Origin of the sequence: Methylobacterium sp. Leaf456, from assembly GCF_001425465.1 — a bacterium.
Lineage (GTDB): Bacteria > Pseudomonadota > Alphaproteobacteria > Rhizobiales > Beijerinckiaceae > Methylobacterium.
The window spans coordinates 96,630-122,818 of record NZ_LMQV01000040.1; the positions used below are offsets into that span (position 1 = coordinate 96,630).

The following is a 26,189-nucleotide window of genomic DNA, read 5'->3' on the forward strand; positions in this document are numbered from 1 at the left end:
CACGTCCTTTGGGAACCCGTGATTGTGACTTTCCATTTCGGACGTCAGTCTCTATCGCGGTTTCGCATGCAGAGTGCGCCGCGAAACCAGATTTTGCTCGTGGCCTTCGGCACGCGCGGCGACGTTCAGCCGATCTGCCTGCTCGCCCATGCCCTGGCCGAGGCCGGACACGCCGTCCGGGTCGCGACCAACGGCGACTATGCCCGCACGGTGGCGGGCTACGGCGTGCCTTACGTCGATGTCGGCCTCTCTTTCGGCGAGACCTTTCGCGAGGCCGCGTTCGAGAAGGCCTTCACGGAGCGCCATCGCCGGCCGCTCGCCCTGCTCGAGGCGGTGCGGCGCTACGGCGAGCGGATGTCGGAGCGGATGCCGGCGGTGCTGACGCGCTTGGCCGAGGAGGTGCGCGCCGCCGACCTCGTCGTCTACACCACGCTCGGATGGTTCGCGGGCGCCCTGGCCGCAGAGGCCGGCGTCCCTTCGGTCTTCGTCGCCTACCAGCCGCTGGAGCCGACCGGGCGCTTCTCTTCGGTGCTGATGAGCGGGCGCGATTTCGGTGCCCCGCTCAACCGCCTGTCCTACGAACTGATGCGCGGCGCCTCGCTCCTCACCTGGGGCGCCGTGCGCCGCTTCCGGCGCGAGACCGGGCTGGGCCGGCGGCTCCGGCCCTGGACCTCGCCGGTGGGCCTCGCGCTGGCGCAGTCGCACCAGATCCGCGCCTACAGCCCGACGCTCGCCGAGCCGATCCCTTCTCCTGACGCGACCGAGACCGGGTTCTGGCTGCGCCCGCCGCGCCCCGGCGAGGGGCTGCCGGAGGCGGTGGAAGCCTTCCTCACCGCCGGGCCGCCGCCGGTCTACGTGGGGTTCGGCTCGATGCTGTGGGGCGCCCGGCGCAACACCCGCCTCGTCATGGAAGCGCTCGCACTCTGGGGCGGTCGCGCCATCGTCGCGACCGGGGTCGGCGGGCTGGCGCGGCCGGAGATCGTCCCGCCCAATATCCTGTTCGTCGGCAGCCTGCCGCACGCCCTGCTGTTTCCCCGCGTCGCGGCGGCGGTCCATCACGGTGGCGCGGGCACCACAGCGCAGGCGCTCGCCTGCGGGCTGCCCTGCGTGATCCTGCCGGTCGCCTCCGACCAACTGTTCTGGGGGAGGGCGGTGGCCGCCCGCGCCGCCGCCGAGGCGCCCGTGCCGATCACGAAGATCGACCCGGCGACGCTCGCCGCCCGCATCGCGCAGGCGACGAGCGATCCGGCGATGCGCGACGCCGCCCGCAGGCTCGGCGCGATGCTCACCCGCGAGTCGGGCCTGCCCGGCGCCGTCGCCCGGATCGAGGCGATGCTGGAACGACAAGGGGCCGCCGACCCTCTCGGATCGGCGGCCCCTGTCTCACACTAAAAACAGGCGATTAGTGACCGCTCTCGGTCGCCTCGCGGGTCGACTCGTAGAGGAACCACGTGCGCTCCTCGGACTGGTCGATCCATTCCTCCAGCAGGCTCGTGGTCGAGACGTCGTTGGCCTCGTCGGTGATCGCGTGCAGCTCGCGCATGTTGGCGGTCAGCGTCTTGTTGTCGTCCCGCAGTTCCTTGAGCATCTCCAGCGGGCCGACATAGTCGGCGTTGTTGTCCTGGATGCGCTTCAGGCCCTCGGCCTGGCCGAGCGAGCGGAGCGTGGTGCCGCCGATCTTGCGGGCGCGCTCGCCGACCGCGTCGATGATCGCGAAGATCTGCTCCGACTGCTCGTCGAGCAGCAGGTGGTAGTCGCGGAAGTTCGGGCCGCTGACGTGCCAGTGGAAATTCTTGGTCTTGATGTAGAGCGCGAAGAGGTCCGACAGCAGCACCGTCAGGCCGTGAGAGATCTTCGTCACGTCCTCGGGGTTCAGATCGGTCGGGGTGTTGAGACGGTCGCTGGCGACGCGCAGCTTAGCCTTGGCCATCGGGAAAATCCTCGAAACTGTTCATGACATGCGGCCGGCGAACCAGCGCCGGCGCTCATCGGGCAGAATGAGGAATTCACAGCGATTGTTCCGGCACGCATGGCAGCCCCCCTATGGACGGAACGCCGCGCCGCAGGCTTTTTGGGTGAGCCGTCAGGTCCGCCCACCGACGAAGCCCGGCGGCATCAGGCCCGGCTCGATGGCGGGCGCGCGCTCCACCGGCGGCGCCACCTTTCGGACCTGCGGCTTCGGCGCGACGGCGACCGGGGCCGGCGGCGCGACCGGCGCGGCGGCGGGCTTGGGCGCTTCCGGCTTGGCGAGGATGGGGCGCGGCGCCGGGACCGCGTCGGGCTTGCGTGGGGCCGGGTTCGCCCGCGGCGCGATCGCCCCCGTGGTCGCCACGTCCGGCGCCGCCGCAGCGGCGGGAGCCGGGCTGTCGAGGCCGTAGATGTCGTCGCGAAAATGCACGCGCCCGTCCGAGGTCGCGTAGCCGGTGAGGTAGACGAAGGCGACTGGGGTCGGCTTCACCAGCTTGATGTCGCGGCGATCCCCCATGGCGATGCCGGTCTCGATCTCGATCGGCCCCCAGACCGAGCCCGACCCGTTCGGCCCCTCGGTGCCCTGGAGCAGCCACGCGGCGAACTCCTTGACTTGGCCCACGCGGACGCAGCCATGCGAGTGGAACCGCCCCGAGCCTGCGAACAGCGATTTGGACGGCGTGTCGTGCATGTAGATCGCGTGGCGGTTCGGCATGTCGATCCGCACCTGACCGAGCGAGTTGTCGAGGCCGGAATCCTGGCGCAGCGTGTAGTTGGCGGCCTTCTCGGTCGACCAGTCGATGGTAGTCGGATCGACCTCGACCCCGCCGGGGCCGAGGATGCGGATGCGGTTCTTGGCGAGATACCCGGGGTTCTTGCGCATCGTCGGGATGATCTCGTTCTTGATCACCGAGATCGGCAGGGTCCAGGTCGGGTTGAGGTTCACGTCGGTGATGCGGGTTTCCACCGTCGGCGTCTGCTTGTCGGTCTTGCCCACCACCGCGACGTAGCGGCGCGTCACGGCACCGTTCTCCACCGCCTCGACGGTGGCGGACGGGATGTTGACCGCGACGTAGCGCTCGCCGAACGGGAAGGCCGAGCCCATCAGCCGCTGCGCCGAGGCGCGCAATTGGCGCTGGCGCACATCCGCCGGGACGTTCAGCGCATTCAGCGTCAGCCGCCCGAACACGCCGGCATCCGGCAGGCCGTGGCGGGCCTGGAATGCCCGCACGGCGGCCACCAGCGGCGGGTCGTAGCGGTCGGAGGGGGGCGCGTCCGGCGGCAGGTCGCCGGTCAGCGTCAGGTGGTGGCGCAAAGACGGGATCGCCGGATGGCTGTCGCCGGGCTTCGGGGCGAAATCGCCGGGCAGCACCTTCCAGCCGCCGGCCTCGGCGTAGATCTGGTAGCGCTCGGCGGCGCGCATCGTGTCCATGAAGGTCTGCGCCGTGTAGGTCGGCAGCGGGTCCTCCGAGACGCGCGCGTAGACGGTCGGCGGCAGTTCGCGCGACACCTTTTTCGCAGGCGCGGCCTCTGTTGGTACGGCCTCGGCCTTGTCGGTCGCCGGCTTATGGTCCGGCTTCGGCTCGGGCTTGGCGTCCGATTTGGCGTCCGATTTTACTTCGGCCTTCGGCTCGGCCTTGAGTTCGGGCTTCGGCTCCGCCTTGCTCTCGGCGCGGGGCTCGATCCGCAGGTTGATGCGGGATTCCGCAGGCTCGGCCCGCAGCGGGGCGGCGAGCAGGAGGGCGAGGGCGGCGCCCGTGCCGCCGAGGAGCCGGGCGCGGGTCAAGCCGCGTGGGGCGCAAGAAACGCCGCGCGGAGCGAAAGTAACGTGCGGCATCGCGGATCTCGTCGGGGTCACGCACCGATTGTCGGCTGCGTTGGTTACCATCTTCCTGCGGAGGGTCATCCGCGACTGTGCCGCGACGCGCCGTCCGCCGCGGTGGTGCCCGCGTCCGGGATGTGCAAAACCCGGCTCACCGGCCGCCCCGCGAGACCCCCGTGAGCAAAGCCCGCCCCTCGGAAAAGACCCTGCTGACGCCGGAGCGCCGGCCGGACGACGCCGATCAGTCGATCCGCCCCCTGAGCCTGTCCGAGTTCATCGGCCAGCGGGCGGCGCGCGCCAACATGCAGATCTTCATCGAGGCGGCGAAGAAGACGGCCCAGGCCCTCGACCACGTGCTGTTCGTCGGCCCACCCGGCCTCGGCAAGACCACGCTCGCCCAGATCGTCGCCCGCGAACTCGGGGTGAACTTCCGCTCGACCTCGGGCCCGGTCATCGCCAAGGCGGGCGATCTCGCGGCGCAGCTCACCAACTTGGAAGAGCGCGACGTGCTCTTCATCGACGAGATTCACCGCCTCAACCCGGCGGTGGAGGAAATCCTCTATCCGGCGATGGAGGATTACCAGCTCGACCTCATCATCGGCGAGGGCCCGGCGGCGCGCTCGGTCAAGATCGAGCTGCCGAAGTTCACGCTGGTCGGCGCCACCACCCGCGCCGGCCTGCTGACGACGCCGTTGCGCGACCGCTTCGGCATCCCGATCCGGCTCGAATTCTACGAGATCGACGAGCTCGAACTCATCGTGCGCCGCGGCGCCCGGGTGCTCGGCCTCGGCATGTCGGAGGCGGGCGCCAACGAGATCGCCAAGCGGGCGCGGGGCACGCCGCGCATCGCCGGGCGCCTGCTGCGCCGGGTGCGCGACTTCGCCATCGTCGCGGATGCCCCGACGGTGACCCGCGAGATCGCCGACCGGGCGCTGCAACTCCTCGACGTCGATCCCGTCGGCCTCGACGTGATGGACCGCAAGTACCTGACGCTGATCGCCGCATCGTTCGGCGGCGGCCCGGTCGGGATCGAGACCATCGCGGCGGCGCTGTCCGAGCCGCGGGACGCCATCGAGGACATCATCGAGCCCTACCTGATCCAGAAGGGCTTCGTGCAGCGCACGCCCCGCGGCCGCGTGCTGACCCCGCACGCCTTCCGCCACATGGGCTTTGCCGAACCGCGGCGCGATCCGGCAACCCAGTTCGGCCTGTTCGGCGGCTCGGACGATCCGGAGGCGTGAGCGAGCCGTGTCGGTCCGCATCACCCGCCGCACGGTGCTGACGGGGATCGGTAGCGGCGCGTTCGCCGGCCTCGGCACGGGCGCCTACGCCGTCGGCATCGAGCCGATGCGGCTCGTCGTGACGCGCTACGCGTTGCGTCCGCTCGGGCCCTGGCCGGCAGGGTTTCGCCTGCGGATCGTCGCGCTCGCCGACCTGCACGCCTGCGAGCCGTGGATGCCGCTCCCGCGGATCGCCGGCATCGTCGCCACCGCCAACGGGCTCGGCGGCGACGTGATCCTGCTGCTCGGCGACTACGTGTCGGGCATGAACGCGGTCACGCGCTACGTGGACGCCGCCGAGTGGGCGCCCGTCCTCGGCGGGTTGAAGGCGCCGCTCGGCACCTACGCCATCCTCGGCAACCACGATTGGTGGGAGGACCGCACGGCGCAACGCCGCGGCGCCGGCCCGACCATCGCCGGGGCGGCGCTGACCCGCAACGGCATCCGCGTGCTGGAGAACGAGGCGCTGCCGCTGACCGTGCGCGGAGAGACGATCTGGCTCGCAGGGCTCGGCGACCAGCTCGCGTTCCAGCCGAGCCGCAAGCGCCGCGGCAAGGCGGGTATCGGCCTCGACGACCTGCCCGGCACATTGGCGAAAATCCCCGACGGCGCGCCCGCGATCCTGCTGGCGCACGAGCCCGACATCTTCCCCAAAGTGCCGCCGCGGATCGCCCTGACGCTGTCGGGCCACACGCATGGCGGGCAGGTGCGGCTGTTCGGCCGGGCGCCGGTCGTGCCCTCGCGCTACGGCGCCCGCTACGCCTACGGCCATGTCCGCGAGCAGGCCGACCTCATCGTCTCGGGCGGCCTCGGCATGAGCATCGCCCCCGTGCGGCTCGGCGTGCCGCCGGAGATCGTCGTGGTCGATCTCGGAGACGATGCGGCCTGAGCCCATGCCGAAAATGCATGACTCACCGGAGATCAGGACAGGACGGAAACCGTATTGCGTGTAGCGGCTTCGGTCGGCGTATCGCCTTCCCTACGAACAAGTAACTGGAGAAAAATGCGTTTGCGGCAGATTACGGGGGAGGGGCCCATGCGGCCAAGCTCTCACGATCCTGTGATCACAGGTTTGTGTGCATGCGGAACACGCACGGCACGCACCGGTTGGGGGCCCGACTGCGCTGTTTCGGAAGCGCTGGCAAACGAACACCAGACACCGATCTTCGAAGAAAGAACCCGCCATGAAGACGACCGTGCTCGCCGCCCTCGGCCTGTCCGTCGCTGCCCTCGCCACGCCCGCTCTCGCGCAGGACGCCCTACCGCTGCGCATCGGCTCGGACGCCCCGATCGGGGCCGCCGCCACCTCGACCCCGGATTTCCGCGCCGAGGCCCTGCGCTCGGACGCCACCAGCATCGAGGCGAGCCGCATCGCCCTGGAGCGCTCCCGCAACCCGCGCGTGCGCAACTACGCCAACCGGGTCCTGACCGAGCGTGAGGCCACCACCAAGGCGCTGCTGCCGCAGGGCACCTCGCTCTCGGCCACCGGCCGCGTCGTCCCGGACAACCAGGGCATCGAGACCCGCTTCGACAACCCGGTCGGTCTCGTCCTCGCCCCGGTGACGATCGCGGCCAACATCGGCACCGGCATCGTCGGCGGCGTGCTCGGCGGCGTCGGCCTGATCGACAACAGCCCGGCCGAACCCGGCCGCCGCGTGGCGATCGGCCCGAACGGCCAGAACCGCCTGGAGCGCCTGCGCTCCGCCCGCACCGCCCGCGAGTTCGACCGCACCTACGTGGATCAGCAGGCCCGCTCGGACGCCCGGACGCTCGCCCTCTACCAGACCTACGCCCGCAACGGCGACAGCGCCGCCGGCCGCACCTTCGCCAACGAGGCGCTGCCCTACATCGCCGATGAGCACGCCCACTCGGCCAGCCTCGCCGGCCGCATCGGCGGCTGATTCTTCTCAGACGTACGGCCGACGGCAGGGCCGCCCCTCGGGGCGGCCCTTTTGTCATTTCACACCACCCCTGCCGTCATTCCGGGACCGAGGAGCGGAACCCGGAATCCACCCAGGGTACGCGGCCTAATCTTGGCGTCGCGTCCAGTCGTGGATTCCGGGTTCGCCTACGGCGCCCCGGAATGACGGCGTGAGAGGAGAAGAGACACCGTGCGTCGGTCGCTCTTCGATAATCGACCCGTTACACGGACCTGCAACGTAGCGCCGCCTCACGGACCCGGATGACCTCGACGCCTCCCGCCTACGCCCACCGCCTGCCGCTCCGCGTCTACTACGAAGACACCGACTTCTCGGGCTTCGTCTATCACGCGAGCTACCTGCGCTTCATGGAGCGGGGCCGCACCGAACTCCTGCGCGGCCTCGCGGGCGACCAGTCGGAGATGCACCAGGAGGGCGCCGGCATCGTCTTCGTGGTGCGAAAGATGAATCTCGACTTCCTCAAGCCCGCCCGCATGGACGACCTGATCGACGTGGTGACGTGGTCGAGCGAATTGCGCGGCGCTTCCATGCATCTCGCCCAGGAAGTGCGGCGCGGGGACGAGACCCTGGTTCGGGCCGAGGTCGTCGTCGCCTGCGTGCGTGACGGCCGGGCGATCCGGCTGCCCGAGGGGCTGCGGGCGGCGCTGTCGCGGACGCACCGCAGCATCGCAACCGATTCTTAACCTTGATGAGTGTTGAACGAACCCTCAGTGAGGGCGGCACGGTGCCCCGAAAGGGCGCGATCCGACCCTTACTTTCGACAGATTCGCGAGTGATCTCAAAGCATCACTCCACGGATCGGTCGGGCAGTCCGGCGCGCACCTGCGCGGCCCCGACGACGCGAGGGATCGTTCGATGACGCCAGCCGACGCCATGCAGGCCGCCCCAGCCGTGGACATGAGCCTGTTCGGCCTGTTCTGGCAGGCCCACTTCGTCGTCAAGCTCGTGATGGTGGGGCTGCTCGGCGCCTCGATCTGGTGCTGGTCGATCATCGTCGACAAGACGCTGCTGTTCCGCCGGGTCGAGGCCGAGATGGACGCCTTCGAGGAGGCGTTCTGGTCCGGCCGCTCGCTGGAGGAACTCTACCGCTCGTTCAACGACCGCCAGCCGACGGGGCTCGGCGCGCTGTTCGTCGCCGCCATGCGCGAGTGGAAGCGCTCGTTCGAGGGCTCGGGCCGGCAGATCCACTCGCTGTCGCAGCGCATCGACAAGGTGCTCGACGTGACGATCCAGCGCGAGGTCGAGCGGCTCGATTCCCGGCTCCTGTTCCTCGCCTCGATCGGCTCGGCCGGCCCGTATATCGGCCTGTTCGGCACCGTGTGGGGCATCATGACCGCCTTCACCTCGATCGCGGCCTCCAAGAACACCTCGCTCGCCGTCGTGGCGCCGGGCATCGCCGAAGCGCTGTTCGCCACCGCCATCGGCCTGTTCGCGGCGATCCCCGCGGTGCTCGCCTACAACAAGCTCCAGGCCTCGGTCGCCAAGTCGCAGTCGCGGCTGGAGGGCTTCGCCGACGAGTTCTCGGCGATCCTGTCCCGCCAGATCGACGAGCGCATGTCGCTCGCCGCCTGATCCCGTCCGAAGCGGAGCCAATTCCATGGCCATGACGCACGGCGCGAAGGGCGGCGGCAAGCGCCGCCGCCGCGGTCGCCGCGGCACCGGAGCGATCAACGAGATCAACATGACGCCGTTCATCGACGTCGTGCTGGTGCTCCTCATCGTGTTCATGGTGGCGGCGCCCATGATGACGGTCGGCGTGCCGCTGGACCTGCCGCAATCGAAGGCGAGCCCGCTCAATTCCGACGTGAAGCCGATCACGCTGTCGATCCGCCGTTCCGGCGAGGTCTATCTCGGCGAGTCGGAATTGCGCGACGACGACATCATCCCCCAGCTCATGCAGAACGCGAAGTCCGGCACCGAGGACCGCGTGTTCGTGCGCGGCGACAAGCGGGTCGATTACGGCCGCGTCGCGCAGGTGATGGCGATCGTAACCGGCGGCGGCTTCAAGAAGGTCGCCCTCGTCACCGAGCCGGACAACTAGGGAGTTCGCGGACCCGTGGCTCTGCGCTGGCCGTTCAAGGACTTCGATCGCCGGGAACCGGGCGTCTGGATCTCGGGCGCCGCGCATGCCGCGGTGCTGGGCGCGGCCCTGTTCGCCGTCGCCGCGCCGGCGCTCCCCGACGCGCAGGAGGGCGTGCCGGTCGAGGTCATGACCGAGCAGGAATTCTCGCAGATGACGCGCGGACAGCGCGACGCCGAGAAGCCCGAGAACACGCCGAACCGCGCCGAGCGCATCTCCGAAAAAATCGAGGAGCGCGAGCCCGAGAACGCGAAGGTGGATGCGCCGACCGCGCCCACCCGCACCGCGGACATGAAGGTCGCCTCCGCCGACGCGATGCCGCTGCGCTCCGACACCGCCGACCCGGTGAAGGACGAGGCCGAGGCCGCCGCCGCAAAGGCGGCTGCCGCCAAGGCAGAGGCCGCGAAGGCCGAAGCCGCGAAAGCGGCCGAGACCAAGGCCAAGGCGGAGGCGAAAGCCAAGGCCGACGCCGCCGCCAAGGCGGAAGTCGCGAAGGCTGCGGCCAAGGCCGAGGCCGAGAAGCGCGAGGAATTGCAGAAGCTGATCGAGCGCGAGGAGGCCGAGGCCGAGGCGAAGGAAGCCGCAAAGGCGGAAGCGAAGGCCAGGGCCGAAGCCAAGGCGAAGGCCGACGCGAAAGCCAAGGAAGCGGCAAAGGCCGAGGCGAAGGCCAAGGCGGACGCGGAGGCCAAAGAAGCCGCAAAGGCGGAAGCCGAGGCCAAGGCCCGCGAGGCCGAGCATCAGAAGCAGCTCGCCGACGCCAAGGCGGACGCGGCCGCCAAGGCGGAAGCCGACGCGAAGGCGAAGGCCGAGGCGGCTGCGAAAGCCAAGGCCAAGGCGATGGCCGACGCGAAGGCCAAGGCCGACGCCGAAGCCAAGGCGCGCCAGCAGGCGGCGCTCGCCGAAAAATTCAACGCGGGCGACATCCGCCAGATGCTGGCCTCGAATGCCGCCTCGCAATCGACCGGCTCGACCGGGCGCGAGGTGCAGCGCACGGCCTCGCTCGGGGCGGCGAGCGGCAACGCGCAAAAGCTGTCGCCGTCGCTGCGCGACGCGCTGGTCGGCATGCTGCAGCAACAGATCGAGCGGTGCTACTCGGCGCCCCCCGGCGCGGCGCAGGGCGTGGTGCTGCCGATGCTCGACATCCGCCTGAACCCCGACGGCTCGCTCACCAACGAGCCGCGGATCATGCGCGGCGGCGCCAACGCCGTCGATCAGTCGATCGCCCAGGCGGCTTTGCGCGCCGTGCGGCGTTGCGCGCCCTACAAGATCCCGGCCCAGTACGCGCCGTATTACAACGACTGGAAAGCCATCAACGCCGAGTTCGAGTTCTCGCCCGTCTGAGCCAGAACGCCCGGCGCCTTACCGTTTCCCAGCGAACCTCTTCGGACGACTTCCCATGCCTGGAAAAACCATTACCCGGCGCGCCCTCCTGCCGGCGCTCTCGGCCGCGCTCGGTATCCTCGCCTTGACGCTGCCGGCCGCGACCCCGGCCCATGCCCAGCTTCAGCTGCGCATCGGAAGCGGCGCGTTCCAGCCGATGCCGATCGCGGTCGCGGACTTCTCGGGGGACGCCAGCCTCGGCACCCTGGTGGGCAGCGTCATCACCAACAATCTGCGCCGCTCCGGCTACTTCACCCCGCTGGAGAAGGCGCGCTTCCCCGAGACACCGAGCTTCGACGCCGCGCCGAACTTCGAGGCCTGGAAGGGCACGGGGGTGCAGGCGCTGGTCACCGGCCGGGTCGGGCGCGACGCCTCGGGCCGCCTCACCGTGGCGTTCCGGCTGTGGGACGTGAGTTCGGGCCAGCAGATGGCCGGCCAGCAATACGGCACCGACGTCGCCAACGCGCGCCGCACCGGGCACCTCGTGTCGGACGCGGTCTACACCAAGATCACCGGTCTCGGTCCGTGGTTCGACAGCCGCGTGGCGTTCGTGGACGAATCCGGCCCCAAGGAGCACCGCCGCAAGCGGCTGATGGTGATGGATCAGGACGGCGCCAACGTGCGCGCGCTCACCGGCGGCGGCGACGTCGCCGTGGTGGCGCCGCGCTACTCGCCGGCCGGCCAGGACATCGCCTTCATGACCCAGGCGACCGGCCAGCAGCCCAAGGTGCAGATGATCGACCTCGAGACCGGCCAGCGCCAGACGGTGGGCAACTTCGCCTCCATGAGTGCGAGCCCCCGGTTCTCGCCGGACGGGCGCCGCCTCGTGATGAGCGTGCAGCAGGGCGGCAACGCCGACATCGTCACGGTGGACATCGCCTCGAAGGCCCAGACCCCGGTCACCCAGGGGCTCGCCATCGACACCTCGCCCTCCTATGCGCCGGACGGCAGCCAGATCGTGTTCGAATCCGACCGCGGCGGCTCGCAGCAGGTCTACGTGATGGGCGCCGACGGCTCGAACCCGCGCCGCGTCTCGTTCGGCGAGGGCTCGGCCTCGCAGCCGGCGTGGTCGCCCAAAGGCGACCTCATCGCCTTCACCCGCCAGCGCAAAGGGGGCTTCGCCATCTGCGTGATGCGGCCCGACGGCTCGGGCGAGCGGGTGCTGACCGAGGGCTTCCACAACGAGAGCCCGACGTTTGCGCCCAACGGCCAGTACGTGATGTTCTTCCGCGATCCCGGCGGCCAGGGCGGCGGCAAGCTCTACATGGTCGACATCACCGGCAAGGTCGAGCAGCCGGTCCCGACCCCGTCCTTCGCCTCCGACCCGACATGGTCGCCGCTGCTGGCGGGGCGCTGAACGCCGCAGCGGCCCTGGCCGCGAATGCCATCGCAGGCGATGCCGGCCAAGCTGTACCGCCGTGGCTGTGGCGGCCCTGCAACGAAGACGAGCAATAACTATGATATGACATTCTCGACTTGCAGAACGTGAGGCAAATCACTTAACCATCTTCGGCCTTTATCGAAGGACCGCTCTGATGGCTGTGCAACTCGTCCACGTCGGCGAAGTATACGACACCGGCAAGTTCGGGAAATACAGTCAGATCGACGAACTCATTCCGACCGTGGATGGCGGATACAAGGCCATTTTCGAGCGGTTCACCTTGAGGGACGGCCAGGAGCCGCTCGAAGAAGATTTCGTCGCCACGGTCGGCGCGACGGGTGGGCAGAAGGGCTCCCTTCTGCAACTCGCCGAAGATCTGAGATTCGGCCATTCCTCACTTGGTACCGACGGGACGCTGCTGGTGTCGTTCGGCATGCGGACGCACATCACCATCGGCACGGTCGATAAGAAGGGCGTGGTCGCAACGCTCTACGACACCGAGCTGACGCAGATCATGGCGCCCCCCATGTCGACGAGCGACGGGGGCGTCGCCTACGGCAAGAAGGGCTCGATCGCCGTCGCCCGCATCGACGAGGATGCGGCCGGGAAGTTCCGGGCCGTCGATCTGCTCGATTCCAACCTCAAGATCACCCGCACCGTCGTCCTCGACCGCGACCTGAGGACGGACGAGCCCGGCTCGACGGTCGTAACCGCGCTCTCGGACGGCCGCTTCGTGGTCACTTGGATCGAGTCGACAGAGGGCCGGGCCGACATCGTCGCCCGCATCCTCACCGCCACCGGCCAACCGGTCGGCGCGAAGTTCGTGGCCGGCACCGTCGATGACGGCAGCCCGCGCGCCATCGAATACGAGATCACGGCCCTTCCGGACGGTGCCTTCGCCCTCAGCTACCAGGGCCAGACCATCTCGGACAGCTATCCGCGCTTCCCCGGCACCGAGCCCAAGCCGGACGTCCGGTACCTCTACGGCCAGACCTGGGTCCCGAACGGGACCGAGGGCTTCAAGGCGAGCGGGGAGTTCCATCAGGACAAGGACTTCCAGATCGACGACCTGAAGGCGCTCATCACGCTGTCCGACGGGCGCATGCTGCAGATCGTGCAATACAGCAACGACGGCCTCCTCGAAGGCGAGCGCTTTCCCGACATGGTCGTGAAGGGGCATCTCTACGACGCAAAGGGCAACTACTCGGGCGAAACGTTCGATCTGTTCCACTTCAAGGAGGATTACAGCCTCCATTGGAACCTAATCGACCAAGTCAGGGCGGTCGCGCTCGAAGGCGGCCGTTTCGCCCTGATCGTCGATTTCGACAACGCCGTGAAGGGCGTGCACAGCAGCGTCCAGATCTTCTCGCTGTCGTCGCAGCCCCTGACGCAGGTCGGGGTCGCCACGAACGGGAGCGACCTCATCAAGGGCGAAGCCCGCAGCGATCGCGCCGAGCTCATCAAGAGCGCAGACGGCGACGACCAGCTGTTCGGCTACGGTGGCAACGACCGACTCGAAGGCGGCGACGGCAACGACGTCCTCGTCGGGGGCAAGGGCGGCGACACCATGGTCGGCGGCAAGGGGGACGACATCTACTACGTCAACCAGTTCGACGACATCGTCATCGAGGCGTCGAAGGGCGGCTTCGATACGGTGCGCTCCTCGATCGATTACGCCCTGGGCGACGATGTCGAGAAGCTGATCCTGACCGGCACGGCCGCGATCGACGGGCGCGGCAACGCGCTCGACAACGTGCTGATCGGCAATGACGGCGGCAACCTCCTCAATGGCGGCACGGGCGGCGACGCGATGCGCGGCCTGCTTGGCGACGACATCTACCACGTGGACGACGCCCGCGACTTCGTCATCGAGTTGGACGGGCAGGGCACCGACACGGTGTTCACCACCGTGAGCTTCCGCCTGCGCGAGGGCCAATCGATCGAGATCGTGCAGGTCGAGCAGCCGGTGAAGCCCTACGAGAAGCCGATCGAGCTGACCGGCAACAGCCGGGCCAATACCTTGGTCGGCGGCTACGGCGAGGACATCCTCAACGGCCGCGAAGGGGCCGACATCCTGACTGGCTCGGGCTGGCGGGACACGTTCTCCTTCGACGCCGCCCTCGGCAAAGGCAACGTCGATCGCATCACCGACTTCTCGTCGCTGGCGGACACGATCCGGCTGGAGAACGCGATCTTCCGCGGGCTGGCCACGGGTCAGCTTGCCGAGAGCGCCTTCAAGGACCTGTCGAAGGGGGCGATCGATGCCGACGACCGGATCCTCTACGATCGCAAGACCGGTCAACTGTCCTACGATGCGGACGGCAAGGGCGGCGTGAAGGCCGTCGCCTTCGCGGTGCTCGACGCGATCGACGGGGAGCGCCCCTACGTCGCCGCCCACGATTTCCTGATCGTCTGATCCAATCCAAACGAAAACCGCCGCGGTGACAACCGCGGCGGAAGCGCTCCACAGGTGGGGCTGGTGCGTGTTCGAAGACGTGCCGTGGCGGCCGCTTCTGCGCCCCTAGGGAGCCGCTTCCGTCCGGTGCTCGTATGGGGCCGCTCAGTCCGGGACCGAACTCAATCCCGGGCCTTCGTTGCGGCATCCTGCTGCGGTGGAGTCATCCCTGTCTCCTCCAAGCTTTCGCCAAGCAACCACGTGCGGACAACGCCGTTTCCTGGCCGATGTGCTTTGCGTCGCGAAGCACTTGATGAGGTTGCGACTGGATCAACCCGGCGTCAAGATGGAAATCCGCGGCCACGCTCTTAAGAATTCGCCCTGCACAGGCCGAACGCGCGAAAACCGTGAGCCGGCAACGACTTGGTCGACGCGATTTTTTGCGAGGGCTCACCGCCCGTCCAGCATGCGGTTCTTCACGAGGTAGCGGATGCCGCGGTCGAAGGATTCGTCGGTGTTTCCGCGCAGATCGACGCTGTAGGCCTGCTCGGGGGCGCCTGCCTTGAGCGGCTTCACGTAGACGTTGATGTTGAGGATCAGGTTCGAGACCTTCTGGACCTCGCCGGTGATCGCCGCGTCCGCGCCGAGTTTTTTGGCGAAATCCTCGGCGCAGCCGTTGCAGGCGCGCAGGTCCGAACTCTTCGCCACGTCCTCACGCACCGGATCGGTCGAGACGATGCTGTAGCGCCCGCTCTCGGTGAGCAGCGTGCGCAGGGTGTCGCTGGTCCGACGCAGGCGGGCGCGATCCTCCTCGGTCGGCGCGGTCGGCCCGCCATGGGCGAACTGGAAATCGAACACCGCGGCCTTCTCGGGCTCGGCCCGGACGGGACCGGCGGCAAGCAGGAGGGCCAGACCGACGGCGGCCGGCAACGACAGGGCATGCATCATGAAGAATCCTCCCGGGATCGCCCTCGACTGGGGCGCGATATGGAGGCAACGCGTGGTCACGCGGCTTTGCTCAAAAGCCGATGGACCCGAAACATTCCAGCATCATTGGCGGCGCAGGTTCCCACTTGGCCCCGCTGCCTCTCCCCCGAAGGCGGGGCAGGCCGGCGGGCCGGCGCGATGCGATATCCCCTCGGCAGAGACGCCGGCCCGTCTGCTTCTCCAAATCCTGCCGGAGCTTGTTCGGCTTCGCTCTTCGAGGGCGAGACGGTCCGAGGCTGCGATCGCTCCAAGCCTCACCCTCATCCTCAGGTGCGCAGCGTAGCGAAGCCTCGAAGGAGGGCTCCAGGGATCGCGTGCGTACTGGAGCCTTCCTTCGAGGCCCGCCTGCGGCGGGCACCTCAGAATGGGGAGGGTGGCCTGGGACGGACGACCGGAAACGCGCTCAGATCGCCGAAAACCCCCGCTGCACCGCCGGGCGGGCGAGCAGCGCCTCGCGCCAGCGGCGGACGTTGGGGAGCGCGTCGAGCGCCACGCCCTGCTTCTCGTGGAACTTCACCCAGGTCAGGCAGGCGATGTCGGCGATCGAGTAGGCGTCCGCCACGTGCGCGCGGCCTTCCAGCCGCCGGTCGAGCACGCCGTAGAGGCGCTTGGATTCCTCGGTGTAGCGATCGACCGCGTAGGGGATCTTCTCCTGCGCGTAGATGCGGAAATGGTGGGCCTGCCCCAGCATCGGCCCCAGTCCGCCGACCTGCCAGAACAGCCACTCGTCAACGGCCACGCGGGCGCGCTCGTCGGCGGGGTAGAGGCAGCCGGTCTTGCGCCCGAGATATTGCAGGATCGCGCCCGATTCGAACACCGAGATCGGCTGCCCGCCGGGCCCGTCGGGATCGACGATGGCCGGGATCTTGTTGTTGGGCGAGATCGCTAGGAAGTCGGGCGCCATCTGCTCGCCCTTGCCGATGTTGACCGGCACGATGCGGTAGGGGAGGCCGCACTCCTCCAGCATGATCGGGATCTTCCACCCGTTCGGGGTGCTCCAGGTGTGGACCTCGATCGGCTGGCCCGTCGTCACCGCCATGCTGGCATCCCGGATTGAAGGCGCCCACCCGCGATCGCGGGCGCACCGCAGGACGTAGCGCGGTTCGGGCCAAGGGCTCAAGCACCGGCCCAAGAGTCCGGCTACGCTTCACGCGAAAACGATCGTCGTGCGCAAGCCTGGCGGGCGCTTGCGCTTTCAACCCGGATACGGCTGAGATGCGTCCTACGGGCGGCGCATTGTGCCGGCTCGGACCACCGGAGTTTCCCGATGCTCTCTCGCCTTTTCGCCGCGCTGGCGCTCGCGGCCCCGCTCCTGCTGACGCCTGTCCTGTCACAAGCCGCGCCGACGGCGGCGCCGGCCGCCAAGGACGCGCCCAAGGAGAATGCGAAGGAGCCGAGCGTCGCCCAGTCGGCGGCGCGCGAGCGGCAGAAGAAGTGCGGCGCCGAGTGGCGCGCGCTGACCGCCGCCGAGAAGACCGCTCAGGGCCCCAAGTGGCCGCAATATTACAGCAAATGCGTCAAGCGCCTGAAGGAGAAGAAGGCCTGACGGGCGCGCTTCGGTGCCTCGCGTGAACCGGACGCGATCCGCGCGGGTTGGGAGCCGGTTCGGTCGCATCGAAGAGTCCCAGACGCATGCAGCGTGAGCGCCGTCTCCTCCAGCGCACGGTCGCGCTCGTCGCGCTGCTGCCTGTCGCGGCCGGGCTCTACGGGGTGCTGACCGGCATCGACGGCGTCAGTACCAACCCGACGGTCAACGTCTCGGCGGACAGCCATTTCCGCTATCTCTCGGGGCTCCAGACCGGCCTCGGACTCCTGTTCCTCACCTGCGTGCCGGGGATCGAGGGCAAGACCACGCTGTTCCGGTTCCTCACCCTCGTCGTCGTGCTCGGTGGGCTCGCCCGCCTGCTCGGGCTGGCGCTGACCGGCGTTCCCTCGTTCACGATGCTGGCCGCGTTGGTGCTCGAACTCGGCCTCGCGCCGCTGCTCTGCCTGTGGCAGGCGCGGGTGGCGAACCGCGCCCGCGACGCCGCCCCTACGCCCGAGCCGATGCGATGAGCCGGGCCGAGGCCGACGCGCACGGCTTCGGCGCGCGCGTCCTCGACACCCTCGACCGCTGGGTGCCCAAGCCCGCGGCCTGGGCCTTCGGCTTCCGCATCTGGCTCGCCATGGTGCTGGCGCTCTACGCCGCGTTCTGGCTCCAGCTCGACAGCGCCTCCTCGGCGGCGGTGGGCGTCGCGATCCTGGCCCAGCCCAAGCGCGGGCAGGCGCTCTCGAAGGCGCTCTACCGCTTCCTCGGCACGCTGATCGGCGGTGCCGTCGCGATTCTCTTGATGGCCCTGTTCGCGCAGGATCGGGTGCTGCTGCTCGTCGGCTTCACGGTCTGGCTCGGCGTCTGCGTGTTCGTCGCGCAGTTCCTGCAGGACACGCGGGCCTACGGGGCGATGCTCTCGGGCTACACGGTCGCGATCATTGCGGTCGCCCATATCGACGCACCGCAGACGACGTTCGACGCCGCGGTCGGGCGCATCGCGGCGATTACGGTGGCCATCGTCACGATCACCTTCATCAACGACGCGCTGGCCTCGCCCAGCACGTGGCAGGGCTTGTGCCCGCGGCTCGCCGCGGCCTTGGTCTCGGCCAAAAGCTTCGCCCGCGAAGCTTTAACGAAGGGCGATCCCGGCCCGGAGCGGACGGCAGTGCTGATCGGCGGCATCGCGCCGATGCGGGCCGATGCCGGCGCTATCGCGGGCGAACTCGACGACGGCGTGAACCGGGCCGCGGGCGCCCGCAGCGCCATCGCGGCGCTCTACGTGCTGGCCGCCGCCAGCCGTGCGCTCGCCGCCGCCATGGCGCGGCTGCGCGAGCCCGATCCGCTGGTGCGCGAGGCCCACGCGCTCGCCCTGCGCGCGGTCTCCGAGGATCGTTCGGCCGAAGACCTGGAGCGTGACGGCGCCCGCCTGCGCGATCTCGTGGACGAGGGCCTCAAGGACGGGACGCGCCCCATCGACGAGGTGATGGCGCTTCAGCGCGCGCTCGATGTCGCCAACGCCGCGACCTTCGCCGAGGATGGGCTGCGCGCGCTCGGGGACGGGCACAAGCCGTTGCGCGACACGGCGCTGCCGACGCATCGCGACTTCCAAGTGGCCCTGCGCGCCGCCTTGCGCGTCGCCATCGCCTTCGGGCTGACGGCGGGCTTCTTCATCCTGGCCGGCCTGCCGCAGACCTCCTTCGCCCTGGTGCAGGTCGCCGCGACCTGCGCGCTCTCCTCGGTGACGCCGGACCCGAAAAAGTTCGCGCGGGGCGTTCTGATCGGCATGCCGCTCGCCGCGCTCTGCGCCGGCACGATCCTGTTCGTGATGCTCAACGGCAACCAGGGCTTCCCGCTGCTCGCCATCGCCCTGGCGCCGGTGGTGTTTTTGGCCTGCTTCCTGTCGCTCAACCCGCCGACCTTCACGGTGGGCTTCATCACCCTGGTCTTCACCCCCGTGCTGATCGCGCCGGAGAACCCGCAGAGCTACGATCCGCAGACTTTTTTGATGAACGCGCTGCTGGTGGTGATTGCCGCGATCATCCTGTTCCTGACGGTGCGGCTCGTCCTGCCGATCTCGGCCTCGCAGCACCGGGCCTTCGCGCTTGAGGAAGCCCGGCGCGACCTCGTCGAGGCGCTCTCGGGGGAGGGGGGCGACGCCACGGCTCGAACCAGCTTGAACGCCGACCGGCTGGTCCAGTTCTCGGCCTGGAATTCCGGCAGCGGCGCGGTGCGGCGCGCCAGCCTGCACCACGCCTTCGCGCTGGCCCAACTGGAGGCCGCCGCCGCCCGCGCCCATGCGCAACTCCGCCAGTTGCGCCCCGTCGGGGGCCTCGCGGAGCGGATCGGGCAGGCCCGCGAGGCGCTCGCCGCCGGCCGCTCGGACGGCCTCGACCGGGCCGCCGCCGACCTCATTCGCGCGGCGGGCGGGGAGGGGCGGGAGGTACGGCTGATGCTGGCGCGGGCGGCGACCGATCTGGCGACGGCCTCGCGCGTTATCCGGCAGCACGGTCGCTTCTTCCGGCGCCTCTCACGTCCGAGTTCTTGAAGGCGATGCGCCACGACATAACCCTCGGCGGGGTCCTGATCTCGCCCTTCGTCCTCGACGCGCTGGTCGCCTTCGCGATCCTCGTGGCTTTGCGCGTCCTGTTCCGCTGGATCCGGCTCGGCCGATACGTGGCCAATCCGCCGCTGGCGGAGGCCGGAATCTATGTCTGCGTCCTCGCCCTCGTCGTGGTGCTGCTGTGAAGACCGATGAAGCCGCCCGCCGCGACGCCGAGGAAGAGGTCGCCGAAGACGAACCGCGCGCACCCCGCGAGGCCGCCCGCTCGACCAAGTCACCGCGGGCCGGGCGGCGCCTGCGGTTCGGTAGGGCGCTGCGGCTCACGGCGACCGCAGCGATCCTCATCCTAGCCGCGCTCGCCGCGACCATCGTCTGGCAGTTCTACGTCACCGCGCCCTGGACCCGCGACGGGCGGGTGCGGGTGCAGGTCGCCAACATCGCCCCCCAGGTCTCGGGCTCGATCGTCGCGCTGAAAGTGGAGGACAACCAAGAGGTCAAGGTCGGCGATGTGCTCTACGTCATCGATCCGTTCGACTTCGAGGTCGCGGTGACCTCAGCGGAAGCCGAGATGAAGAACCGCGAGGCCGACCTTCAGGTCAAGCAGGCGCAAGCGGCGCGCCGCGCGGCGCTCTCCACCGTCTCGACCTCGGTCGAGGAGAAGCAGCAATATGCCGGCACCGCCAAGATCGCCGAGGCCGCGCTCGACACCGCCAAGGCGCAGCTCGCCCAGGCGAAGAAGAATCTCGAGCGAACGCAGGTCCGCTCGACGGTGAACGGGCGCGTCACCAACCTGCTGCTGCGGGTCGGCGACTTCGCCTCCACCGGCACCGCCAACATGCGGGTGATCGATACCGATTCCTTCTGGGTGGACGGCTACTTCGAGGAGACGAAGATGGCCCATGTCCACGTCGGCGCCGCCGCCGAGATGGCGCTGATGGGCTATGCGAGCCCGCTCCACGGCACGGTCGAGAGCCTGACGCTCGGCATCTCCACCGCCAACGCCGCGCCGAGCACGCAGGGGCTGCCCAACGTCGATCCGGTCTATACCTGGGTGCGGCTGGCCCAACGCGTACCGGTGCGCATCCGCATCGCAAGCGTGCCGCCGGAGGTGACGCTGGTCGCCGGCATGACCGCCACCGTAGTGATCGAAGACGGCGCCGGCCATCGCCCGGCCTGGGCCGAGGCGTTGCGCCGCTGGGTCCTGGGAATGACCCACGGCAGCGACGGGGCGGCGCTGGCGCCACGGTGATCCGGCGGCTCCGTCATTGCGAGACGAGGCGTAAGCAATCCAGGGCGCGACCTGTTCCGAGAGGGCGAAACTGCGCGGAAGCGGCCGTTCCGGGGAGTGCGGAGCGCTGGATTGCTTACGCCTCGCCTTGCAACGAAGAGGCGGGTTTTTCTGAGCCGGGTCATCGGCGTCAGCGGTGCGCTTCGCAAGCGCGACATAGGCGAATGCGCCCCCAATCCTCACCGCATTCACGGCATTCGGGACGCCCTCCCAACCGTCTCCGGAACAGAAAATTAAGGTTACCGAAGTAAGACGGTACGGTCAGCCCGGCGCAGCGTTCGGCTCCGGTGCCTTGAGGACGATGACGATGCGTATCGCGACCCTGGGTCTCCTGGCTGTTCTTGCATCGGCCACCACTGTCACCGCCGCCGACCTCGATTACGGCTACCTGCGCGGCGCCGACGACGGCTATGCCCCGGCCCCGGTGATCGACTGGAGCGGGTTCTATGTCGGCGGGCACGGCGGGTATTCGTCCGCGGGTCTGGGCTTCAAGAGTGCGTTCCGACCGATCGTCGAGAATGCCCTTCGTTATTCAACCGTCGAGCCGCCGCGTAGCAACGATCCGAACGATACCGCCGACGCAAATAAGCTGCGCGCATCGGATCTTCTCTCGTCTCGCTCCGTTCACGAGAATGGGCCGAGCTACGGTGCCTTCGTCGGCTACAACGTTCAGTTCGATGACATCGTCTTCGGCTTCGAAGCCGATTATACCTATTTCGGCAAGAAGGGTTCGAGCCACGACAAGATCGCCCGCTTCTGGCAGACATCGGATAATTATCTCAACACGGTCGCGCTGGAAGGCGTCGCGAGTACCGAGCTTCAGGAGTACGGCACCATTCGTGGCCGCCTCGGCTACGCCGTTGGCTCCTTCCTGCCGTTCGTAACCGGCGGTCTCGCGGTGGGCCGAGCCACCGTGACCGACACCGTAGCGATCCAGCATTATGGCTACGACAGGGCGACCTATCTTTCGAATATCGGTTCGACCAACCCGCCAGCCTTCGTCAACCACTACGGCTACGCTTATTTCGACCAGGCCAATCCGGGCACCGGCGTACCCTACCGGGCGGATATCTACGGCGGCTCCAAGAAGGTGACGATCGGCGGCGTCGCGCTCGGCGCCGGCCTCGAATTTGCGGTGACCTCGAACATCCTGCTGCGCGGCGAATATCAGTACGTGCTGTTCAACGACTTCAAGGGCCACAGCGCCGAGGTCAACACCGTCCGCGGCGGTGCCTCCGTAAAATTCTGACGCGCTCGAACCGGCAAGGCAGCCCCATGCGGCACACGCTCCCGATCCTCGCCGCGGCAGCCGGCCTGTTGGCCACGTCGGCGGTGGCCCAACCGCTGCCGCCGGACGTGCCCTATCGCGATCCGCGGCCGCGCTTCCGCCTGCCGCCGCCCGGCCCGGTTTTTCGGGCGCCGCCGCCGGTCGTCGGCACCACCAGCCAGGGCTACCAGCCGCGGGCGACGAACCAGCCGATCTACAACGAGCCGCCGCAGGCGTTGCGCTGAGCGTTCGGGGCCTGCTGGATCGGATCGTCTCCAATCAAATCACCTCATCCTGAGGTGCGGAGCGAAGCGAAGCCTCGAAGGAGGGCTCCAGGGATCGCTGAGATTTCTGGAGCCCTCCTTCGAGGCCGCTGGCGCGGCACCTCAGGATGAGGGATTTGGGTGGGATGAGCCTGAGCCGGTCAGGCCGCGGCTCAATTCTCCAGCTCGCTGTCCCAATAAAGATAGTCGAGCCAGGTGTGGTGGTATTGCCGGTGGTCGAATTCCGGCTGGCGGCGGTGCAGCTCGTGGCGGGTCGGGCGATGCGGCTCGTTGAGGAGCGGCATCTCGGCCTCGGCCGGCGTGCGGTTGGCCTTGCGCAGGTTGCACGGCGAGCAGGCGGCGACGACGTTCTCCCAGGTCGAGAGGCCGCCGCGGGAGCGCGGCACCACGTGGTCGAAGGTCAGGCCTCCCGAGGGCAGGCGCAGGCCGCAATACTGGCAGCTGAAGGTGTCGCGCAGGTAGATGTTGTAGCGGGTGAAGGCGGGGCTGCGGGCCAGCGCCACGTAGCTCTTGAGGGCCACCACGCTCGGCACCTTCAGGGACCGGCTCGGGCTGTGCGCCTCGACGTCGTAATTGGCCACCAGCGTGACCCGGTCGAGGAACAGGGCCGTGAAGGCGTCCTTCCACGACCATAACGACAGCGGATTGTAGGAGAGCGGCCGGTAATCCGCGTTGAGGACCAGGGTCTGGAGATCGATCATCGACGCCACTCGCTGCTCGCGGCGGCGCCCGGTGGCGCCGCGGCCTCGGCCGGAGGAAGTCCGGAAGGCCCATGCCGCACCCGCCATGGCGGAAGCCCGGACTCCGACAGGGTCGGAACCGGGCGCACGGCATCCTGATAGGGGGTATCCTGACGGCGACGCTTCTCCCGTCCGGCGGAACGTGCCGGCGCGGTCCCAAGCGTGGCGGGGCGGACGATCAGCGCCGCCTCCTCGCTGCGTGAGGATATGGCCAAGTCCATCGCGGCTTAGTCTAATATCAGCGTGACAGCCTTGTGAAGGCGATGGTCCACGCCGTGTCGTCGCGGCCGGCGTTTATCCCCGCCCCGGCAGCCGAATCTCGCGAAATCGGCAGACCGCACGGTTTCGCCCCATTGCGGGCGCAGGAGAGGCCGGCCTTGCCCGCCAGTCCGTTGCGTTGCGGGAGGGCCCCCCCGCGTTTGGATCATGGCCCCTCGGCAGGCTCATGGATGGGCCCTAGCTGTTGGGCGATGCCATGCGGGGCGTGCCCCGAAATATCCAAAACACCCCGATTCCTCCGGCACAGGATGACGATGCCTCGATTGCTCCCCGGCCTCCGCCGCCTCGCCCGCAGCGCCACGCTGATCGCCGCCCTCGGTGCCAGCGCCCTGTTGCCGAACGCGGCCACCGGCCAGGGACAGCCGGCGGCGCCCCCAGCGCAAGCGCCCGCGCCGGCCCAGAAGGCCGCACCCGCGCCGCAAGCGGCCCCGGCTCCGGGCGCGCAGGCCCCAGCGCCGGCCCCCGCCGCGAAGCCGGCAACTCCGAAAACACCGGTCTCGGAGGCGTTGCAGACCGTCCGCGACCGGCTGGAGGACATCAAGACCGACCTCGAGACCCGCGAGAAGGCGATCACCGGCCCCAATGTCGGCCCCGGCGACCTCAGCCGCGCCCGCGACGGGCTCGACGCCGTCGCCGACCGCCTGCGCACCATCATCGACGCGCTGAGCCCCCGTCTCGACGCCGCCCGCGAGCGGCTCGAGCAGATCGGTCCGAAGCCCAAGGAAGGCGAGGAGGGCGAGGACGTCGCCCGCGAGCGGGCCGAGCGCGAGGCGGCGGTCAACGACGTCGACGGCACCCAGCGGCTCGCCAAGTCGCTTCTCGTCCAGAGCGACCAGATCGTCGATCAGATCGCCAACCGCCGCCGCGCCGCCTTCACCCGCGGCCTGTTCGAGCGCTCGTCCTCGCTTCTGAGCCCGGACCTGTGGATGCGCGTCGCCGCCGACATCCCGCGCGACGTCAACTCGATCGAGTCCGGCTTCGACGACACCGTCACGCTGTTCCGCCGCAACGGCACGCTGTGGAACCTGTTGGTGCTCGGGCTCGCCTTCGGCCTGTCCTTCGCGCTCTATTTCGGCCGCCGCAACATCGCCCCGCGGCTCGGGCGGCGCGACACCGCGGTCACCGATCCTTCCCGCCGCCGCAAGCTGCTGGCGGCGTGGCGGGTGCTGCTGCTCGGCACGCTGCCCGCGGTGGCCGGCAGCTACGCGATCTACTACGCGCTCGACGCCACCGAACTCCTGCCGGTGCGGTTCCTGCCGGTGGCGAGCGCCATCGTCGGCGGCTTCGCCTTCGTGGCCTTCGTCCAGGCCACCGCCGACGCGCTGCTCGCCGTCGGCAAGCCCGCATGGCGCCCGGCCCCGGTCTCGGACGCCGCCGCGTGGCGCATCTCGGCGCTGGCCGTCTCCATCGCCGTCGTCATCACGGTCTCGAAGTCGCTGGAGGCGTTGAACACCGCGATCTACGCCGCACTCCCGATCTCGATCGCCACCCGCGGCCTCGGCGCGGTCGCCGCCGCGGCGTTGCTCGCCATCGGCCTCCACCGCTTCGCCGACACGGCCGCGAAGGAGGAGGATTGCTTCGGCCCCTACGTCGCCACCGAGACCTCAAGCAACATCGGCGGCCCGTTGCGGCTGCTCGGCTGGGCGGCGGCGGTGGTGATCGCGGTGGCGCCGCTCGTCGGCTACGTCGCGCTCTCGTCCTTCCTCGTCGATCAGTTGATCTGGGCGGGCGGGCTCATCGTCCTCTTGTGGCTGATGATGACGAGCACCGAGACGCTGATCGGCGGCTCCCTGAGCGGTGAGACCCGCATCGCCACGACGCTCCAGGCCAATACGGGGCTACGCCGCCGCTCGCTCGATCAGATCGCCGTGCTCGCCACCGGCGCGGCCCGCGTGCTGCTGATCGCGATTGCCGCGCTGCTGATCCTGGCCCCTTGGGGCCTCGATTCGACCGACGTGTTCTCCTCGATCCGCACGGCCTTCTTCGGCTTCAAGATCGGCGACGTCACGATCTCGCTGTCCGCCATCGCGCTCGGCATCACCATTCTGGCGGTCGGCGTCTTCATCACCCGCGGCATCCAGCGCTGGCTGGAGAACACCTACCTGCCCGCGACCGACCTCGACGCGGGCTTACGTAACTCGATCTCGACGGTGGCCGGCTATGTCGGCTTCCTGCTCGCGCTGGCTTTGGCCTTCTCGTATCTGGGCTTGAGCCTCGAAAAGCTGACGATCGTGGCCGGCGCGCTGTCGGTCGGTATCGGTTTCGGCCTGCAATCGATCGTCAACAACTTCGTCTCGGGTCTGCTGCTCTTGTGGGAGCGCCCGATCCGCGTCGGCGATCAGGTGCTGATCGGCGATTCCGAGGGCATCGTGAAGCGCATCTCCGTGCGCTCGACCGAGATCCAGACCTTCGACCGCTCGGCCGTGATCGTACCGAACTCGAACCTGATCTCCGGCATCGTCAAGAACCGCGTCCGCGGCGACCGCACCGGCCGGGTCATCATCGGGGTCAACGTCCTGCGCAACCAAGACCCGGTGCGCGCCGCCGAGATGATGGTGGCATGCGCCGCGAGCCACGCGGACGTGCTGAAGCAGCCGCCGCCACGGGTGGTGTTCAAGAAGATCGGCGATCCCTTCCTCGAATTCGAGCTGATCGCCATGGTGGTCGACGTGAACCTCACGCAGAAGGTCCAGAGCGATCTGAATTTTTCCGTGTTCAAGGCGCTCTCGGAGGCCGAGTTCATCCCGGCCATGGGCCCGGCGTCGAGCTTCATCACCGTGCAGGGGCTGGAGCCGGTGCGCGACGCGCTGGGCCAGATCGCCCACGCGGTCGGCGCGTCGCAGACGGTGGCGCTGTCCGAACCGGCCGCCGGTTCGCGCGACGAATCGCGGCGCGGCGAAGGCCAGTGGGAAGCGGGACGGCGCAAGCTCGGCCAGACGAGCTGACGCCGAGCCTCTTGAGCCCAAGCTCTTGATCATAAGCCCTTGAGCATAAGCCCGGCCGTGCC

23 protein-coding genes are annotated in these 26,189 nt (G+C 69.0%); 18 read left to right on the forward strand and 5 right to left on the reverse strand.

Annotated features, from left to right (window positions below; genetic code table 11):
* Nucleotides 1-99: 99 nt before the first annotated feature.
* Nucleotides 100-1,392 (forward strand): glycosyltransferase, encoded by a 1,293-nt coding sequence (locus ASG52_RS17600; RefSeq protein WP_162250011.1) that lies wholly within the window; start codon nt 100-102, stop codon nt 1,390-1,392.
* Nucleotides 1,393-1,402: 10 nt separating this feature from the next.
* On the opposite strand, the gene ASG52_RS17605 is transcribed toward ASG52_RS17600, so the two are convergent.
* Both ASG52_RS17605 and ASG52_RS17610 read right to left on the reverse strand, forming a co-directional pair.
* Entirely contained in the window at nt 1,403-1,930 is a 528-nt protein-coding gene (locus tag ASG52_RS17605; RefSeq protein WP_056246063.1) for a Dps family protein, read from the reverse strand.
* A gap of 153 nt (nt 1,931-2,083) precedes the next feature.
* Nucleotides 2,084-3,805 (reverse strand): L,D-transpeptidase family protein, encoded by a 1,722-nt coding sequence (locus tag ASG52_RS17610; protein ID WP_056246064.1) that lies wholly within the window; start codon nt 3,803-3,805, stop codon nt 2,084-2,086.
* A gap of 161 nt (nt 3,806-3,966) precedes the next feature.
* Between ASG52_RS17610 and ruvB the strand changes: the two genes are divergently transcribed.
* From ruvB to ASG52_RS17655, 9 genes are all read left to right on the forward strand, one after another.
* On the forward strand, nt 3,967-5,031 hold the full coding sequence (gene ruvB, locus ASG52_RS17615; RefSeq protein WP_056246067.1) for a Holliday junction branch migration DNA helicase RuvB: 1,065 nt from the start codon (nt 3,967-3,969) through the stop codon (nt 5,029-5,031).
* 7 nt (nt 5,032-5,038) lie between these two features.
* The gene (locus ASG52_RS17620; protein WP_056246070.1) at nt 5,039-5,959 is read left to right on the forward strand and encodes a metallophosphoesterase; all 921 of its coding nucleotides are present in this window, start codon (nt 5,039-5,041) and stop codon (nt 5,957-5,959) included.
* A 295-nt stretch (nt 5,960-6,254) separates the two neighbouring features.
* Entirely contained in the window at nt 6,255-6,971 is a 717-nt protein-coding gene (locus ASG52_RS17625) for a DUF4142 domain-containing protein (RefSeq protein WP_056246073.1), read from the forward strand.
* A 281-nt stretch (nt 6,972-7,252) separates the two neighbouring features.
* Nucleotides 7,253-7,693 (forward strand): tol-pal system-associated acyl-CoA thioesterase, encoded by a 441-nt coding sequence (gene ybgC, locus ASG52_RS17630; RefSeq protein WP_056246074.1) that lies wholly within the window; start codon nt 7,253-7,255, stop codon nt 7,691-7,693.
* A gap of 172 nt (nt 7,694-7,865) precedes the next feature.
* Nucleotides 7,866-8,582 carry a protein TolQ gene (gene tolQ, locus ASG52_RS17635; RefSeq protein ID WP_056246076.1) on the forward strand — a complete coding sequence of 239 codons (717 nt, stop codon included), beginning with the start codon at nt 7,866-7,868 and terminating at the stop codon, nt 8,580-8,582.
* A 25-nt stretch (nt 8,583-8,607) separates the two neighbouring features.
* Nucleotides 8,608-9,051, forward strand: coding sequence for an ExbD/TolR family protein (locus ASG52_RS17640; RefSeq protein WP_056246078.1), 444 nt, complete (start codon nt 8,608-8,610; stop codon nt 9,049-9,051).
* Nucleotides 9,052-9,066: 15 nt separating this feature from the next.
* Nucleotides 9,067-10,431, forward strand: coding sequence for a cell envelope integrity protein TolA (gene tolA, locus ASG52_RS17645; RefSeq protein WP_056246081.1), 1,365 nt, complete (start codon nt 9,067-9,069; stop codon nt 10,429-10,431).
* A 55-nt stretch (nt 10,432-10,486) separates the two neighbouring features.
* Nucleotides 10,487-11,827: a Tol-Pal system beta propeller repeat protein TolB gene (tolB, locus tag ASG52_RS17650; RefSeq protein ID WP_056246083.1), complete on the forward strand. Its 1,341-nt coding sequence runs from the start codon at nt 10,487-10,489 to the stop codon at nt 11,825-11,827.
* Nucleotides 11,828-12,005: 178 nt separating this feature from the next.
* Nucleotides 12,006-14,267: a calcium-binding protein gene (locus ASG52_RS17655; RefSeq protein ID WP_056246085.1), complete on the forward strand. Its 2,262-nt coding sequence runs from the start codon at nt 12,006-12,008 to the stop codon at nt 14,265-14,267.
* A gap of 429 nt (nt 14,268-14,696) precedes the next feature.
* Here ASG52_RS17655 and ASG52_RS17660 read toward each other — a convergent pair whose 3' ends face one another.
* A complete protein-coding gene (locus ASG52_RS17660; RefSeq protein ID WP_082552624.1) occupies nt 14,697-15,194 on the reverse strand; it encodes a DUF3280 domain-containing protein in 498 nt (165 codons plus the stop codon).
* Nucleotides 15,195-15,636: 442 nt separating this feature from the next.
* A complete protein-coding gene (locus ASG52_RS17665) occupies nt 15,637-16,272 on the reverse strand; it encodes a glutathione S-transferase N-terminal domain-containing protein (protein ID WP_056246088.1) in 636 nt (211 codons plus the stop codon).
* 228 nt (nt 16,273-16,500) lie between these two features.
* Between ASG52_RS17665 and ASG52_RS17670 the strand changes: the two genes are divergently transcribed.
* The 7 genes from ASG52_RS17670 to ASG52_RS17700 all read left to right on the forward strand — a co-directional run bounded on the left by ASG52_RS17670 (nt 16,501) and on the right by ASG52_RS17700 (nt 22,124).
* Nucleotides 16,501-16,779 (forward strand): hypothetical protein, encoded by a 279-nt coding sequence (locus ASG52_RS17670; RefSeq protein ID WP_056246092.1) that lies wholly within the window; start codon nt 16,501-16,503, stop codon nt 16,777-16,779.
* An 86-nt stretch (nt 16,780-16,865) separates the two neighbouring features.
* Complete coding sequence (locus ASG52_RS17675) at nt 16,866-17,288, forward strand: DUF4345 domain-containing protein (RefSeq protein ID WP_056246097.1); 423 nt, start codon at nt 16,866-16,868, stop codon at nt 17,286-17,288.
* Entirely contained in the window at nt 17,285-19,309 is a 2,025-nt protein-coding gene (locus ASG52_RS17680) for an FUSC family protein (protein ID WP_056246101.1), read from the forward strand. Before ASG52_RS17675 ends, ASG52_RS17680 begins: the two co-directional genes overlap by 4 nt.
* 5 nt (nt 19,310-19,314) lie before the next feature.
* A complete protein-coding gene (locus ASG52_RS17685; protein WP_056246104.1) occupies nt 19,315-19,509 on the forward strand; it encodes a DUF1656 domain-containing protein in 195 nt (64 codons plus the stop codon).
* Nucleotides 19,506-20,573 (forward strand): HlyD family secretion protein, encoded by a 1,068-nt coding sequence (locus tag ASG52_RS17690; RefSeq protein WP_056246108.1) that lies wholly within the window; start codon nt 19,506-19,508, stop codon nt 20,571-20,573. The genes ASG52_RS17685 and ASG52_RS17690 overlap by 4 nt, the downstream gene beginning before the upstream one ends.
* A 346-nt stretch (nt 20,574-20,919) precedes the next feature.
* Nucleotides 20,920-21,861 carry an outer membrane protein gene (locus tag ASG52_RS17695; RefSeq protein ID WP_056246572.1) on the forward strand — a complete coding sequence of 314 codons (942 nt, stop codon included), beginning with the start codon at nt 20,920-20,922 and terminating at the stop codon, nt 21,859-21,861.
* Nucleotides 21,862-21,887: 26 nt separating this feature from the next.
* On the forward strand, nt 21,888-22,124 hold the full coding sequence (locus ASG52_RS17700; RefSeq protein ID WP_056246111.1) for a hypothetical protein: 237 nt from the start codon (nt 21,888-21,890) through the stop codon (nt 22,122-22,124).
* 191 nt (nt 22,125-22,315) lie between these two features.
* On the opposite strand, the gene ASG52_RS17705 is transcribed toward ASG52_RS17700, so the two are convergent.
* Nucleotides 22,316-22,864, reverse strand: a complete 549-nt coding sequence (locus ASG52_RS17705) for an HNH endonuclease (RefSeq protein WP_056246114.1) — start codon at nt 22,862-22,864, stop codon at nt 22,316-22,318.
* 572 nt (nt 22,865-23,436) lie between these two features.
* Between ASG52_RS17705 and ASG52_RS17710 the strand changes: the two genes are divergently transcribed.
* Nucleotides 23,437-26,127 (forward strand): DUF3772 domain-containing protein, encoded by a 2,691-nt coding sequence (locus tag ASG52_RS17710; protein WP_286159092.1) that lies wholly within the window; start codon nt 23,437-23,439, stop codon nt 26,125-26,127.
* Nucleotides 26,128-26,189: the final 62 nt, after the last annotated feature.

What these genes read in the sequence shown, in the direction of transcription:
- ASG52_RS17605 (WP_056246063.1), bottom strand. Translation starts at nt 1,930, where the DNA reads ATGGCCAAGGCTAAGCTGCGCGTCGCCAGCGACCGTCTCAACACCCCG.
- ASG52_RS17610 (WP_056246064.1), bottom strand. Translation starts at nt 3,805, where the DNA reads ATGCCGCACGTTACTTTCGCTCCGCGCGGCGTTTCTTGCGCCCCACGC.
- ASG52_RS17625 (WP_056246073.1), top strand. Translation starts at nt 6,255, where the DNA reads ATGAAGACGACCGTGCTCGCCGCCCTCGGCCTGTCCGTCGCTGCCCTC.
- ybgC (WP_056246074.1), top strand. Translation starts at nt 7,253, where the DNA reads ATGACCTCGACGCCTCCCGCCTACGCCCACCGCCTGCCGCTCCGCGTC.
- tolQ (WP_056246076.1), top strand. Translation starts at nt 7,866, where the DNA reads ATGACGCCAGCCGACGCCATGCAGGCCGCCCCAGCCGTGGACATGAGC.
- ASG52_RS17640 (WP_056246078.1), top strand. Translation starts at nt 8,608, where the DNA reads ATGGCCATGACGCACGGCGCGAAGGGCGGCGGCAAGCGCCGCCGCCGC.
- tolB (WP_056246083.1), top strand. Translation starts at nt 10,487, where the DNA reads ATGCCTGGAAAAACCATTACCCGGCGCGCCCTCCTGCCGGCGCTCTCG.
- ASG52_RS17655 (WP_056246085.1), top strand. Translation starts at nt 12,006, where the DNA reads ATGGCTGTGCAACTCGTCCACGTCGGCGAAGTATACGACACCGGCAAG.
- ASG52_RS17660 (WP_082552624.1), bottom strand. Translation starts at nt 15,194, where the DNA reads ATGATGCATGCCCTGTCGTTGCCGGCCGCCGTCGGTCTGGCCCTCCTG.
- ASG52_RS17665 (WP_056246088.1), bottom strand. Translation starts at nt 16,272, where the DNA reads ATGGCGGTGACGACGGGCCAGCCGATCGAGGTCCACACCTGGAGCACC.
- ASG52_RS17670 (WP_056246092.1), top strand. Translation starts at nt 16,501, where the DNA reads ATGCTCTCTCGCCTTTTCGCCGCGCTGGCGCTCGCGGCCCCGCTCCTG.
- ASG52_RS17675 (WP_056246097.1), top strand. Translation starts at nt 16,866, where the DNA reads ATGCAGCGTGAGCGCCGTCTCCTCCAGCGCACGGTCGCGCTCGTCGCG.
- ASG52_RS17680 (WP_056246101.1), top strand. Translation starts at nt 17,285, where the DNA reads ATGAGCCGGGCCGAGGCCGACGCGCACGGCTTCGGCGCGCGCGTCCTC.
- ASG52_RS17685 (WP_056246104.1), top strand. Translation starts at nt 19,315, where the DNA reads ATGCGCCACGACATAACCCTCGGCGGGGTCCTGATCTCGCCCTTCGTC.
- ASG52_RS17695 (WP_056246572.1), top strand. Translation starts at nt 20,920, where the DNA reads ATGCGTATCGCGACCCTGGGTCTCCTGGCTGTTCTTGCATCGGCCACC.
- ASG52_RS17700 (WP_056246111.1), top strand. Translation starts at nt 21,888, where the DNA reads ATGCGGCACACGCTCCCGATCCTCGCCGCGGCAGCCGGCCTGTTGGCC.
- ASG52_RS17705 (WP_056246114.1), bottom strand. Translation starts at nt 22,864, where the DNA reads ATGATCGATCTCCAGACCCTGGTCCTCAACGCGGATTACCGGCCGCTC.
- ASG52_RS17710 (WP_286159092.1), top strand. Translation starts at nt 23,437, where the DNA reads ATGCCTCGATTGCTCCCCGGCCTCCGCCGCCTCGCCCGCAGCGCCACG.